General features: G+C 69.1%; 13 protein-coding genes. 12 read left to right on the forward strand and 1 reads right to left on the reverse strand.

Annotation, left to right across the window (positions count from 1 at the left end):
• Together BZY54_RS42275 and BZY54_RS42280 are read left to right on the forward strand one after the other, a co-directional pair.
• The coding region (locus BZY54_RS42275; protein ID WP_107419964.1) for an acyl-CoA synthetase at positions 1-1,490 on the forward strand (1,490 nt) is incomplete at its 5' end.
• 70 nt (positions 1,491-1,560) lie between these two features.
• On the forward strand, positions 1,561-2,139 hold the full coding sequence (locus BZY54_RS42280) for a GNAT family N-acetyltransferase (RefSeq protein ID WP_086730681.1): 579 nt from the start codon (positions 1,561-1,563) through the stop codon (positions 2,137-2,139).
• A gap of 118 nt (positions 2,140-2,257) precedes the next feature.
• Here the strand turns inward: BZY54_RS42280 and BZY54_RS42285 are convergent, their stop codons facing one another.
• Complete coding sequence (locus tag BZY54_RS42285; RefSeq protein WP_208640931.1) at positions 2,258-2,896, reverse strand: TetR/AcrR family transcriptional regulator; 639 nt, start codon at positions 2,894-2,896, stop codon at positions 2,258-2,260.
• A 147-nt stretch (positions 2,897-3,043) separates the two neighbouring features.
• On the opposite strand from BZY54_RS42285, the gene BZY54_RS42290 reads away from it, so the two are divergent.
• Genes BZY54_RS42290 through BZY54_RS42335 form a run of 10 tightly spaced genes read left to right on the forward strand, consistent with a single transcriptional unit; the run spans position 3,044 to position 13,702 of the window.
• Positions 3,044-3,841, forward strand: a complete 798-nt coding sequence (locus BZY54_RS42290) for an enoyl-CoA hydratase-related protein (protein WP_086730683.1) — start codon at positions 3,044-3,046, stop codon at positions 3,839-3,841.
• A 30-nt stretch (positions 3,842-3,871) separates the two neighbouring features.
• Positions 3,872-5,017, forward strand: a complete 1,146-nt coding sequence (locus tag BZY54_RS42295) for an acyl-CoA dehydrogenase family protein (RefSeq protein ID WP_086730684.1) — start codon at positions 3,872-3,874, stop codon at positions 5,015-5,017.
• A 34-nt stretch (positions 5,018-5,051) separates the two neighbouring features.
• Positions 5,052-5,798 (forward strand): SDR family NAD(P)-dependent oxidoreductase, encoded by a 747-nt coding sequence (locus BZY54_RS42300; protein WP_244217605.1) that lies wholly within the window; start codon positions 5,052-5,054, stop codon positions 5,796-5,798.
• Between the two features lie 16 nt (positions 5,799-5,814).
• Complete coding sequence (locus BZY54_RS42305) at positions 5,815-7,449, forward strand: AMP-binding protein (protein ID WP_086730686.1); 1,635 nt, start codon at positions 5,815-5,817, stop codon at positions 7,447-7,449.
• Positions 7,446-8,645 carry a 3-oxoadipyl-CoA thiolase gene (gene pcaF / locus BZY54_RS42310; protein ID WP_086730687.1) on the forward strand — a complete coding sequence of 400 codons (1,200 nt, stop codon included), beginning with the start codon at positions 7,446-7,448 and terminating at the stop codon, positions 8,643-8,645. Before BZY54_RS42305 ends, pcaF begins: the two co-directional genes overlap by 4 nt.
• 14 nt (positions 8,646-8,659) lie before the next feature.
• Positions 8,660-9,460 carry an enoyl-CoA hydratase/isomerase family protein gene (locus BZY54_RS42315; RefSeq protein ID WP_208640932.1) on the forward strand — a complete coding sequence of 267 codons (801 nt, stop codon included), beginning with the start codon at positions 8,660-8,662 and terminating at the stop codon, positions 9,458-9,460.
• A 3-nt stretch (positions 9,461-9,463) separates the two neighbouring features.
• Positions 9,464-10,366: a 3-hydroxyacyl-CoA dehydrogenase family protein gene (locus BZY54_RS42320; protein ID WP_086730689.1), complete on the forward strand. Its 903-nt coding sequence runs from the start codon at positions 9,464-9,466 to the stop codon at positions 10,364-10,366.
• Positions 10,351-11,502 carry an acyl-CoA dehydrogenase family protein gene (locus tag BZY54_RS42325; protein ID WP_086730690.1) on the forward strand — a complete coding sequence of 384 codons (1,152 nt, stop codon included), beginning with the start codon at positions 10,351-10,353 and terminating at the stop codon, positions 11,500-11,502. The genes BZY54_RS42320 and BZY54_RS42325 overlap by 16 nt, the downstream gene beginning before the upstream one ends.
• Positions 11,503-11,513: 11 nt before the next feature.
• A complete protein-coding gene (locus BZY54_RS42330; RefSeq protein ID WP_208640933.1) occupies positions 11,514-12,692 on the forward strand; it encodes an acyl-CoA dehydrogenase family protein in 1,179 nt (392 codons plus the stop codon).
• Between the two features lie 8 nt (positions 12,693-12,700).
• Positions 12,701-13,702, forward strand: a complete 1,002-nt coding sequence (locus tag BZY54_RS42335) for an acrylyl-CoA reductase family protein (RefSeq protein ID WP_086730691.1) — start codon at positions 12,701-12,703, stop codon at positions 13,700-13,702.
• Positions 13,703-13,810: the final 108 nt, after the last annotated feature.

Below are 13,810 nucleotides of genomic sequence, written 5' to 3' on the forward strand. Positions count from 1 at the left end.
CCGTGTGCGAAATGGCCGCGGGCCTGGCCGCCCGCGGCCTGCGCCGCGGCGACCGGATCGCCTACCTCGGCCTCAACAGCGCGCCCCTGTTCCAGACCCTGCTCGCCGCCGCCCACCTCGGGGCGATCTTCGTGCCCCTGAACCACCGGCTCGCGACCGACGAGGTCCGCCACATCCTGGCCGACTCCGGCGCGCACACCGTGGTCGTCGAAGAAGGCCACCGAGCGCTGGTCGAGTCGATCCTGACCGAGGTGCCCGCCCGCCACCACGTGCTCGTGGACACCGACCCCGCCTGTCCCGCCGCCGCGGCGGTGACGGCCGTCTGGACGCCGCTGTCCGAACTCGTGGGCTACGCCGGACCGGACCTGAATCCCGTGGCACTGCACGAGGACCACCTCGCGGCTCTGATGTACACCTCCGGGACCACGGGGCGGCCGAAGGGCGTGATGCTCACCCACGGCAACCTCTGGTGGAACGCCGTCAACGTCGACAGCGTGGTCGACACCCGCCCCGGCGACACCAACCTGGCCGTGGCACCGCTGTTCCACATCGGCGGCCTCAACGCCCTCACGCTGCGCACCCTCCTGCGGGGCGGCACGGTCGTGATCCGCCGGACCTTCGACCCCGCGCAGTGCCTGGAGGACCTGGTCCGTCACCGTGTCGCCGGCATCTTCGCCGTGCCGGCGATGTTCGCGGCCCTGGCTCGCACCCCCGGCTTCGCCGAGGCGGACCTCGGCGGTCTGCGCGCCGTCATCGTCGCCGGCGCCCCCGTGCCACCGCAGCTGATCCGCGACTACGCCGCCCGGCACGGAGTGTTCCTCCAGCAGGCGTGGGGACTGACGGAGACCGCCCCGTTCGCCACGTACCTGCCTCCGGCGCTGACCCTGGAAAAGGCCGGTTCGGCCGGCGTCCCCATGCCGTACACCGAGGTGTGCCTCTGCGCTCCGGGCAGCGGTGTGAAGATCGACGAGCCCGAGGTCCGCGGCGAGATCTGCGTCCGGGGCCCCAACGTCACCCCCGGCTACTGGAACAACCCGGCCGCGACCCGCGAGGCCTTCGACGACGCCGGCTGGTTCCACACCGGGGACATCGGCTACCGCGACAAGGACGGCTTCTACTACGTCGTCGACCGGCTCAAGGAAATGATCATCAGTGGTGGCGAGAACGTCTATCCGGCGGAGGTGGAACGCGTCCTTGCGGAGCTCCCCGGTGTGACCGAGGTGGCCGTCGTCGGCGTACCCGACCCCAAGTGGGGCGAGACCGTGCTCGCCGTCCTCACCTGCCGGCAGGGGGCCGAACTCACCCTGGAGCAGGTACGGGATTTCGCCGGCCGCCACCTCGCCCGGTACAAACTCCCGACCAAGGTGCTCATCATCGACGAGCTGCCCCGCAACGCCAGCGGCAAGCTCGCCAAGGCCCAGCTGCGCGACTGGATCGATCGACAGCCCGCCCACGGGACCGGCACCGACACCACGACAGCCGCCCACTGACGCCGCGGCGGCCACCCGGCCCGGGTGCAGCGCCGCCCCGTTCCCGACCGCCCGACGAAGGGTCGCACCCATGAACGCCCTGGCCGGAACCGTGCCACCGCCCCCGACGCCGTCGCTCAGCGGCGGCTGGGCACTGCGCCCGGCGGACCCCGTCACCGATCTCGCCCGTGTCCACGCATGGCTCTCCGCCTCCGGCGACACCAGGTCTCGCGAGGGACTCCAGCACGAGTTGCGCACGAAGGCGGCCGGACGGGCGACGCGCCCCGGCATCGTCAGCCGCGACGACGTTCCGGTGATCTATCTGGAACTGCACCGGGTTCTTCATCACGTCCTGCGCACCTGCTACCCGGTGGGATCCCACGACCTCGTCCTCGACCTCGTCACCGGTTCCCGCGGGCCCGCCGAGCGGGGCCTGGTCGCGAGCCTCCTGCCGGAGCTGGCCTCGGCCCTCTTCACGGCGGATCCCGCCTGCCGAAGGATCACGGCCGCACCGGATGCGGACGACACCGTGGCCGTTCAGGAGTTCCAGAACGGCGGATTCCGCCACGTCACCGAAGTCGACCTGCCCGACCGCACCGTGGCGCTCCTCGTCGCCGAGCGTCCCGAGATCACACGGATCTCAACCGCCTTGGACGACATGCCGCATTGACGCCGGCACAGCGCGGACAGGGCAGTTCCCCATCCGTGACGGATGGTGGGCTTGAGGCATCGCACCGGAGCGCGGAGACGCGTGCAGCCGAGCCGGCGACGCGCGGTCTCGATCAGGTTCAGGCAGTCGTCGCCTGGAGGATGGCGGCAAGCAGCAGCTTGAACTCACGCTCGACGTACTGGTCGACGTCGAACCGGCCCGCGAGATTCCAGTGCTTGAGCGCCCAGCCGTGCGCGATGAGCGCGATGTTGTGTGTGACGAGGTCGGGGTCGACGTCGCGGAAGACGCCCTGGGCGATGCCGTCGACGACGGCCTGCTTGATCGGTGCCGCCGTCTGGATCTCGAGTTCCATGAGCTGCCTGCGTCCCTCGACGTCGAGAGTCTGACTCTCCCGGTAAGCGAGCACGGTGGCGTCGAGTTTGGCGTCGATGACGCGGCAGAACTCCTGGAACCCGCGGAAGAGCCGCTCGACGGGGTCCGTGCCCGCCGCCTCGATCGCGGCGGGCACCCGTTCCTGGAAGTCCTCGAGGATGTCCACGATCACGGCGCGGAGCAGGTCTTCCTTGTTCCCGAAGTACTTGTAGATGAGGCCGACGCTGATCTCGGCCTGCTCGGCGACGGCCTGCATCGACACCGCGTGGTATCCAGACTCCTCCATCAGCCGGGCCGCCGCCTGAAGGATCTCCCGGCGGCGTCGGCGCACCCGCTCCTCACGTGCCTGCTCCCCGCGTGCTCGCGGGCTCGCCTCAGTGGTCAACGGCTCACCTCCCTCCGGATGCGGTGAATGATCGTTCATTTTTCCTGAGGTTGTCAACGCGACCCCCTTGACGGCAGCCAGTGAACCACCATTCAATGAATGAGCATTCAGTGAATGGTGGTTCACTTCAATCCTGAGGGGACTGGTATGTCGGATTTCGAGGACATCAGCTACGTGGTGGACGGCCCCGCCGGGATCATCACGATCGAGCGCCCCGAGCGCTACAACGCCTTCCGGGCCAGGACGGTCGAGGAGATGATCAGGGCCTTCCGGCTCGCCTGGGCCGACAAGGACGTCCGGTGCGTGATCCTGACCGGCGCCGGCGACAAGGCGTTCTGCACCGGCGGCGACGTCAAGCAGCGCGCCGAGACCGGTGACTACGGACCCAGCGAAAGCGGCATGTTCGAGATCGGCAACCTGCACAAGCTGATCCGTGACATTCCCAAGCCGGTCATCGCCGCCGTGAACGGCGTCGCCGTCGGTGGCGGCCACGTCCTGCAGGTTCTCTGTGACGTCTCCATCGCCAGCGAGACCGCCCGGTTCGGGCAGGCCGGCCCCAAGGTCGGCTCTTTCGACGCGGGCTTCGGCTCCGCCTACCTCTCGCGCATCGTGGGCGAGAAGAAGGCGCGCGAGATCTGGTTCTGGTGCCGCATGTACGACGCGCAGGCCGCCCTGGAGATGGGCCTGGTGAACGCTGTCGTGCCGGCCGACCGGCTCATGGACGAGGCCCGGGCCTGGGCGGCGGAGCTCACCCCGAAGAGCCCCACCGCGATCCGCTTCCTCAAGCAGTCGTTCAACGCCGACACCGACCACCAGGCCGGCCTGAGCAATCTCGCGATGTCGGCGCTCGATCTGTTCACCGCGTCGCCCGAGGGCCTCGAGGGCGCCGCCGCCTTCGCCGAGAAGCGGACCCCCGACTTCAACCGTCACGTCAACTGGCACTGAGCCGCCGCACCACTCCGAAGGGAACAGACAGTGGACTTCCGGTTCGACGAGTACGAGGAGTCGTACCGCCAGGAGCTGCGGCGCTTCGCCACCAAGGTGCTGGCCCCGCACTACCAGGCCGACGACAAGGCCGCGAGGCTGCGCCCGGCCCTGGCGAAGGAGATGGCCGGCATGGGCCTCACCGGGCTGCGGATCCCGGAGCGCCACGGAGGCGAGGAGGCCTCCGCGCTGGTCGCCGGGCTCGCCGCCGAGGAGGTGGGCCGCGCCGACTTCAACGCCACCTACCTCATCATCAACACCGCCCTCATCAGCGACGTCCTCGTGCGCAACGCCACCGAGGCGCAGCAGGCGCGGTGGCTGCCCCCGATCGCCGCCGGCGAGGTCATCCCGTCGCTGTGCGTCACCGAGCCAGAGCACGGCACCGACGCGGCGAAGCTGGAGCTGCGTGCCGAGCCCGACGGGGACGGGTGGCGGCTGACCGGCGAGAAGACCTCGATCACGCTGGGGATGAACGCCCACACGGGTCTTGTACTGGCCCGCACAGGTCAGGGCGGCGCACGCGGTGTCAGCGCGTTCTACGTCGACCTCGACGACCGGTACGTCACCCGTTCCGCGTTCGACGACCTCGGAAGCCGGTCCATCGGCCGTGCCTCACTGCACTTCGACGGCCTGCCCGTCTCCCGGGACCAGCTGATCGGCGACGAGGGCGGCGGCTTCGTCTCCGTCATGCAGGGCTTCGACTACTCCCGGGCCATCATCGGGCTCGCCTGCCTCGGCGCCGCCCAGGCCTCGCTCGAGGAAGCGCTCCAGTGGGCGCGCGACCGGGAGGCGTTCGGCCAGCCGATCGGCAAGTTCCAGGGAGTGTCCTTCCCGTTGGCCGCCCACGCCACCTACCTCCGCGGTGCGCGGCACGTCTGTTACGAGGCCCTCTGGCGCAAGGACCACGGCCTCGACCACAGCACCGAGGCGGCGATGGCCAAGTTCTGGGCTCCGAAGCTGTCAACCGAGGTGATCCATCAGTGCCTGCTCACGTTCGGACACCTGGGCTACTCGGCCGAGAGCCCGCTCGGGCAGCGGCTCCGTGACGTCATCGGGCTCGAGATCGGGGACGGGACCGCTCAGGTCTCCAAGCTCGTCGTCGCCCGGAACCTGCTCGGCCGTACCTATGCGCCGTAACCCAGCTCAGCCACCACTAGAAGGGGAAAGATCCGTGGGACAGCTCGACAGCAAGGTCGCGATCGTGACGGGTGCCGGACAGGGCATCGGCAAGGCGATCGCGGAGCGGCTCGCCGCCGGGGGAGCGACGGTGGTGGTCACCGACATCAACGAGGTGACCGCCAAGGAGATCGCCGAAGCCCTCGGGAACGGTGCGATCGGCATCCGAACGGACGTCACCTCGCGAGAGTCGGTCGACGCCATGGTCGAGGAGGTGGTCCGTGAGTTCGGCCGCGTCGACGTGCTCGTCAACAACGCCGGCTGGGACAAGGCCTCCACGTTCCTCGAATCTGACCCGGCCGACTGGGACCGGGTGATGCAGATCAACCTCTACGGCGTCCTCAACACCTGCAAGTCCGTACTGCCGCTGATGGCCCAGGCGAAGTCAGGCTCGGTCGTCAACCTCGGCTCGGACGCAGGCCGGGTCGGCTCCTCCGGCGAAGCGGTGTACTCCGCGGCAAAGGGCGGGGTGATCGCGTTCACCAAGGCGATCGCGCGGGAGGTGGCGCGCTACCAGATCAACGTCAACTGCGTGTGCCCCGGCCCCACCGACACCGCGCTCTTCGCCTCCATCGGCGGTGACGACCCCAAGCTCCGGGAGGCCCTGACCCGGGCCATACCCTTCCGGCGGCTCGGCCGGCCGGAAGACCTGGCCAACGCCGTCGCCTTCCTCGCCTCCGACGAGGCCGGCTACATCACCGGACAGACCGTCAGCGTCAGCGGCGGCCTCACCATGAGCTGACGCGGAGGTCAGGTTCATGTCCTTCCAGACCTCTCTGACGCAGGATCAGATCGACAGACACACCCGGCAGGGGTGGTGGCGGGACCGCACCATCACCGACTTCCTCGACGAGGCCGCCGCCCGGACCCCCGGCAAGACCGCGTTCATCGACTCGAATCGGCAGATCACCTACGGGGAACTGAGAGACGAGGTCGACCGGTGCGCCCTGGGGCTCCTGCAACTCGGTGTCGAGCCGGGAGACGTGGTCTCCTTCCAGCTTCCGAACCGGATCGAGTGGGTGGTCACCCACTTCGCGGCGAGCCGGATCGGGGCGATCAGCAACCCGCTGATCCCGATCTACCGGGAGCGGGAGATCGGCTTCATGGTGAGCCTGGCCCGGTCCAAGGTCGTCATCGTCCCCGATGAGTTCCGGGGCTTCGACTATCCGGCCATGATCGAACGGCTCCGCCCGCAGTGGCCGGACCTCAAGCACGTGATCGTCGTGGGCGACAAGCCACGCTGCGGCGCCCTCCCCTGGTCGGACTTCATGGCCACCGCGCGGGAGGAGGGGCCCGACCGCTCACGACTCGCCGCCCTGCGGCCGGATCCGAACGAGGTGACGCTCCTGATCTTCACCTCAGGCACCACGGGCGAGCCGAAGGGCGTGATGCACACCCACAACACGCTGGTCGCCGCGAACGATCCACTGCCCGCCCGGCTCGGGATCACGGACACGAGTGTGATCCACATGGGGTCCACCCTCGCCCACCTGACAGGCTTCCTGTACGGGGCCCGGCTGCCGGTGCAGAACGGGGCCACCGGCGTCCTCCAGGAAGCCTGGGACGCACGCGTCTTCGTCGAGCTCGTGGAGAAGCACCGGATCACGTATACCTCCGGGGCGACACCCTTCCTGCACGACCTCCTGGGCGCGCCGAACCTGGCCGACCACGACCTGGCGTCGCTGGAGCGCTTCTGCTGCATGGGGGCGCCCATTCCCCGGGTCATCGTCAGGGAGGCCCGGCAGAAGCTGCCGCACATGGCGGTGCTCGGCGGGTGGGGCCAGAGTGAGAACGCGCTGGTCACACTCGGCATCCCCGGTGACCCGGAGGACAAGATCGTCGACACCGACGGCTACCCGTGGCCAGGTATGCACATCAGGGTGGTCGACTCCGAGGGCGGCGAACTCGCCCCGAACCGCGATGGGCACCTCCAGGTGACCGGGCCGTTCCTCTTCGTCGGCTACGCCGAGAGGCCGGCGATGACCCGCGAGAGCTTCAGCGGGGAGTGGTTCGACACCGGTGACCTGGCCAGCATCGACGAGCACGGTTACCTCAAGATCTCCGGGCGGGTGAAGGACGTCATCATCCGCGGCGGCGAGAACATCCCCGTCGCCTACGTGGAGAACGTCCTCTACGAGAACGACAAGCTCGACTCCGTCGCCGTCGTCGCAATGCCCGACCCACGCCTGCAGGAACGTGCCTGCGCCTGCGTCGTCCTCAACCCCGGCGCCGGCGACTTCACGTTCGACGAAATGCAGCAGTACCTGAAGGAGAAGGGCGTGGCTCGCCAGTACTGGCCCGAGAAGCTCGTGGTGCTCCCGGAGTTCCCGAGAACGCCGAGCGGCAAGATCCAGAAGTTCCAGATCCGCGACCGCTTCCGGAGGAATGCATGATCACCGCCTACCTCGTGGCGGGAACGCGCACTCCGTTCGGGCGGTACGGTGGCGCCCTCGCCGCCGTCCGTACCGACGAACTGGCCGCCCACGTCGTCCAAGCCCTCGTCAAGGAGCACGGCTCCGTCGACTGGGACGCCGTCGACGACATCGTCCTCGGGTGCGCCAATCAGGCGGGCGAGGACAATCGCAATGTGGCACGCATGGCAGGGCTGCTCGCGGGGCTCCCCGTGGAGGTACCCGGCATCACCGTGAACCGGCTGTGCGCCTCCGGCCTCGACTCCGTGGCCGTCGCGGCACGGTCCGTGCGGGCCGGCGAGGCCGACCTGGTCGTCGCCGGCGGGGTGGAGAGCATGACGCGCGCCCCCTTCGTCCTGCCCAAGGCGTCCACCGTCTGGTCCCGCGCCGGCGAGATCCACGACACCACCATCGGCTGGCGGTTCGTCAACCCACGGATGCACGCCGCATACGGCACGGACTCGATGCCCGAGACCGCCCAGACCGTCGCCGACACCTACGGCATCTCCCGCGCGGACCAGGACGCGTTCGCGCTGAGGTCCCAGGAGAGGGCGGCCGCGGCTATCGCCCGCGGGCGGCTGGCGCGTGAGATCACGCCCGTACCGGTGCCCTCCAGCCGTGGCGAGGCACCGCCGGTCGAGACGGACGAGCACCCGCGCCAGACCTCACTCGAAGCGCTTGCCCGCCTGAAGGCGATCGTGCCGGACGGCAGCGTCACCGCGGGCAACTCCTCAGGCGTCAACGACGGTGCAGCAGCCGTCCTGGTCGCCTCGGAGCGGGCCGTGGAGCGGTACGGACTCACACCGCTGGCCCGGATCTCCGGGGCGGCCTCGGTCGGGGTGGAGCCGCGGGTCATGGGCATAGGTCCCGAGCCCGCCACGCGCAAGCTGCTCGACAGATCCGGCCTCGGGATCGTGGACGTGGACCTGTTCGAGCTCAATGAGGCCTTCGCCTCCCAGGCATTGGCGGTACTGCGCGGCCTGGGGCTGCCCGACGACGCGGAGCACGTGAACCCCAACGGGGGCGCGATCGCGCTGGGGCACCCGCTCGGCGCCAGTGGGGCCCGCCTCGCCCTCACCGCGGCCATCGAGCTCGCGGACCGGCAGGCCCGCCGTGCCGTCGTGACCATGTGCGTCGGCGTGGGGCAGGGCGTCTCCCTGCTCCTCGAAGCCGCGTGAGAGTGGAGAGACCGATGACAACAGCAGGAGAGACCAATCGAGTCGGAGAGACGGTCCTCGTCGGCATCTCCGACCGGCTCGCCGTGGTCACCATCAACCGGCCCGAGGTTCGCAACGCTGTCAGCCGGCAGGTGCAGGCCGACCTGCGCCGCGCGCTCGCGGACCTCCGCAACGACGACACCGTCGGCGCGGTCGTCTTCACCGGCGCCGGTGACCACTCCTTCATCGCCGGGGCCGACATCACCCAGCTGAAGGACTACACCTTGCACACCGCACTCGAGTCGGACATGCAGAAGCTGTACGACGAGATCGAGGCGTTCGAGAAGCCGACGATCGCCGCCGTGAACGGCTACGCGCTCGGCGGCGGCTGCGAGCTCGCGATGGCCTGCGACATCCGGATCGCCGCCGACACCGCACGGTTCGGGCTGCCGGAGACGAACCTGTCCGTGCTACCCGGCGCCGGCGGGACCCAGCGGCTGGCCCGCCTGGTGGGCACCGGCAGGGCTGTCGAGATGATCCTCACCGGCCGCATGGTCGACGCCGCCGAGGCGTCCGCGATCGGGCTGGTGACCTCCGTGGTCCCCGCCGAGGCGCTCATGGACGAGGTTCGCCGGGTGGCGGACCAAGTGCTGCGCAAGGGGCCGCTCGCGGTGCGCCTGGCCAAGCTGGTCATCCGCTCCGGCATGGACGCCGACCAGCGTACCGGGCTGGTCGTCGAGCGCCTGGCGCAGGCGCTGCTCTACACCAGCGACGACAAGCGCGAGGGGACGGAAGCCTTCCTGGCCAAGCGTCCCCCCGTCTTCCGCGGGAGGTAATCGATGGGGACGATCGACCGGATCCTCGTCATCGGCGCGGGAACCATGGGCGCCCAGATCGGCATGGTCTGCGCCCTGGCCGGATTCGAGACCGCCGTGTACGACCTCGCCGAGACGGCCCTGGACCGAGCCCGTACGGAACTTGAGGAGCGGACCGCCCACGCCGTGGGGAAGGGCCGCCTCGGCGAGGCCGAGCGCGACGCCGCCTTCGCCCGGCTGAGCTTCGGCACCGACCTGATCGGCCCGGCGGCGAAGGCCGACTTCGTCATCGAGGCGGCGGTGGAGCAACTGGACGTCAAACGGAAGCTGTTCGCCGAGCTGGACCGGCTCACCCCGCCACACGCGATCCTCGCCACCAACTCGTCGGGCTTCGTGCCGTCGCGGATCGCCGACGCCACCGGAAGGCCGGACCAGGTCTGCAACCTGCACTTCTTCAATCCCGCCATGGTGATGCGGTGCGTCGAGATCGTGCGTGGCCCGCAGACCTCCGACGAGACGGTGCGGGCGACCGTCGCGCTCGCCGAGCGGCTCGGCAAGCAGCCGGTGGTCCTGGACAAGGAGATCCCCGGGTTCGTCGCCAACCGGATCCTCAATGCGGTCCGGGACGAGGCCATCCGCCTGCTGGAAGGCCAGATCGCCTCCGTCGAAGCGATCGACACGGTGTGCCGCACCGCACTCGGCTACCCCATGGGCCCGTTCGAGCTGATGGACCTCACCGGCATCGACATCGGCTACCACACCAAGAAGGCGCGCTACGACGAGAGCGGCGACCCACGGGATCTGCCCAGCCGCAGCGTTACCGAGCTGGTCGGGCGCGGTGAGCTCGGCAGGAAGACCGGCAAGGGCTGGTACGCGTACGACCGGCACGGCAACAAGATCGAAGGAACGTCATGGACATCGCGCTGAACGACGACCAGAAGAACTTCCGAGCACTCGCGCGCGAGTTCCTCGACAAGGAGGTCATACCCCACCGGGCGGAGTGGGACAGGGCGGAGAGCGTCGACGTCGGCATCGTCCCGAAGCTGGGCGAGATCGGCTTCTTCGGGCTGACCATCCCCGAGGAGTACGGCGGCCTCGGCGGCGACTACATCACCTACTGCATCGGCATGGAGGAACTCGGCCGGGCCGACTCCTCGGTCCGCGGCATCGTGTCGGTGTCCATGGGCCTGGTCGGCAAGGTGATCCTGTCGCACGGCACCGAGGAGCAGAAGCAGTGGTGGCTGCCGGGGATCGCCACCGGTGAGATCCTCGCCTGCTTCGGGCTCACCGAGCCGGACACGGGCTCGGACGCCGGCAACCTCGCCACGCGGGCGGTCCGCGACGGCGGCGACTACGTCCTGAACGGTCAGAAGATCTTCATCACCAACGGGACCTGGGCCGACCTGTGCCTGGTCTTCGCCCGCACCGGGGGGCCCGGGCCCAAGGGCGTCTCGGCCTTCCTGGTCCCCACGGGCACCCCCGGATTCGAACGGCGCGAGATCAAGGGCAAGCTCGGACTGCGCGGTCAGGCCACCGCCGAGATCTTCCTGACCGACGTCCGGGTTCCCGAGTCCGCGCGGCTCGGCGCGGAGGGCGAGGGCTTCAAGATCGCCATGCACTCCCTTGACAAGGGACGCGTGTCCGTCGGCGCCGGCTGCGTCGGGATCATCCAGGGCTGCCTGGAGGCGGTCGTGCAGTACTCACAGCAGCGCCGGCAGTTCGGCAGGCCGCTCGCGTCGTTCCAGTTGATCCAGGACATGATCGCCGACATCTCCGTCGAGGCGGACGCCGCGCGGATGCTCGTCTGGCGGGCCGCCGACCTGATCGAGCGGGGCGAGCCGTTCGGTGTGGCCGCGTCCAAGGCGAAGTACTACGCGAGCGAGGCGGCCGTACGCGCGGCGAACGCCGCCATCCAGGCATTCGGCGGGTACGGCTACGTCGACGAGTACCCGGTGCAGAAGTACATGCGCGACGCCCGCGTGATGACCCTCTACGAAGGCACCAGCCAAATCCAGAAGCTCCTCATCGGCCGCGCCGAAACCGGCATCAGCGCCTTCATCTGAAAGGAACACCCGTGGCCACTGTGACCCCGCAGACCCCGCTGGGCCTCTTCGACATCGACGAGCTGCTCGATGACGACGACCGCGCGATACGCGACACCGTCCGCAGATACGTCGTGGACCGCATCAAGCCGCATATCGCCGACTGGTTCGACGCCGGAGCCATCCCCGCCCGCCACCTGGCCAAGGAGCTCGGCTCCCTCGGCGTGCTCGGCATGCACCTGAAGGGCTACGGCTGCGCCGGCACCACCGCCACCGCCTACGGACTCGCCTGCATGGAGCTGGAGGCCGGCGACTCCGGACTGAGGTCACTGGTCTCGGTGCAGGGGTCGCTGGCGATGTACGCGATCTGGAAGCACGGCAGCGAGGAGCAGAAGTCCGAGTGGCTGCCGCGCATGGCCGCCGGCGAGGCGATCGGCTGTTTCGGCCTGACCGAACCCGACTTCGGCTCCAACCCCGCGGGGATGCGGACCCGCGCCCGCAGGGACGGCACCGACTGGGTGCTCAACGGCAACAAGATGTGGATCACCAACGGCTCCGTCGCCGACGTCGCGGTCGTGTGGGCACAGACCGACGACGGGGTACGAGGATTCGTGGTCCCGACCGACACACCTGGTTTCTCCGCACCCGAGATCAAGAAGAAGCTGTCGCTGCGGGCCTCGGTCACCAGCGAACTCATCCTCGAGGACGTGCGGCTGCCGGGTGATGCGGTCCTGCCCGGCGTCCGCGGACTCTCCGGGCCGCTCAGCTGTCTCAACGAGGCACGGTACGGAATCGTGTTCGGGGCTCTCGGCGCCGCGCGGGACTGCCTGGACACCGCCATCGACTATGCCCGCGACCGGGACATCTTCGACAAGCCGCTGGCCGCCTACCAGCTCACCCAGGCCAAGCTCGCCGACATGACCCTGGAGCTGGGCAAGGGCATGCTGCTGGCGGTGCAGCTCGGCCGGCTCAAGGACACTGGTCTACTGCGACCCGAGCAGGTCAGCCTCGGCAAGCTCAACAATGTGCGCGAGGCTCTGGCGATCGCGCGTGAGTGCCGCACCATCCTGGCGGCCAACGGCATCACTCTGGAGTACCCAGTGCTTCGACACGCCAACAACCTGGAATCCGTCCTCACCTACGAGGGCACGTCCGAGGTCCATCAGCTCGTCATTGGCCGCACCGTCACCGGCCACGCAGCCTTCCGGTGATGGGAACGATGAGCAACCAGACCAGCCTGGCCTACCGGATCACTTCCGACGGCCATCGAGTACGGGGTGACTGGGCGAACGTCCCGATAGCGGACGTAGGGGCCGGCGAGCTGCTGATCCGGACGTCGTACTCGAGCGTGAACTACAAGGACGCGCTTGCCGCAACCGGAGCAGGGAACGTCGTCCGCACCTTCCCCCTGATCGGAGGGATCGACGTCGCGGGCGAGGTCGTCCAGTCCACGGATTCTCGCTTCCACGAGGGCGACCGGATCGTGGTGACCGGCTTCGCGCTTGGCGAGGAACACGACGGGGGCTACTCCCAGTGGGTCCGCGTACCTGCGGACTGGGCCGTGCCGCTGCCGGACGGGATGACTGCCTGGGAGTCCATGGCCCTCGGTACGGCCGGTATCACCGCCGCACTGGCGATCCACCGACTCGAGCACAACGGGCTGCGGCCGGACCAAGGGCCGGTCGCCGTCACCGGAGCGAGCGGAGGGACCGGCAGCCTCGCGGTCAGCATGCTCGCCGGCCGGGGATACGACGTCGCCGCCGTAACCGGCAAGGAGCACGCGCACGACTACCTCCGACGTCTGGGTGCGGCCCAGGTAGTCGAAAGACCCACCGCTCCCGAGAGGGTCCGCCCGCTGGAGAGTGCCCGGTGGGCAGGTGCGGTGGACGCGGTGGGCGGTGACCTCCTCACCTGGTTGATCCGGACGACCCAGCGGCACGGCAGCATCGCCACCTTCGGCAACGTGGGTGGGCACGAGCTGTCCACCTCCGTACTGCCTTTCATCCTGCGTGGGATCAGCCTGCTGGGAGTCAACACGGGTTCCTTCAGCCACCAGCTACGCAGACAGCTGTGGCAGCGCATGAACGACGACCTTCGTCCGCGGCACCTCGACGAGATCACGCGCACCATCGACTTCCATCAACTTCCCAAGGCATTCGACGAGTTCCTCACCGGACGCGTGCGGGGGCGGGTTGTCGTGCGGGTCAACGGCGCAAGCTGAGGCCGAGGAGGCGGAAGCCACCACGCATATGAGTTGTGAATGACAAGCCCTTGTAGGAGAAACCAAGTGAGTTTGAGGATCGTTGTCACTGTGAAGTACGTGCCCGAC

Source organism: Streptomyces carpinensis, assembly GCF_002154505.1.
In the GTDB taxonomy this organism is placed as follows: domain Bacteria; phylum Actinomycetota; class Actinomycetes; order Streptomycetales; family Streptomycetaceae; genus Streptomyces; species Streptomyces carpinensis.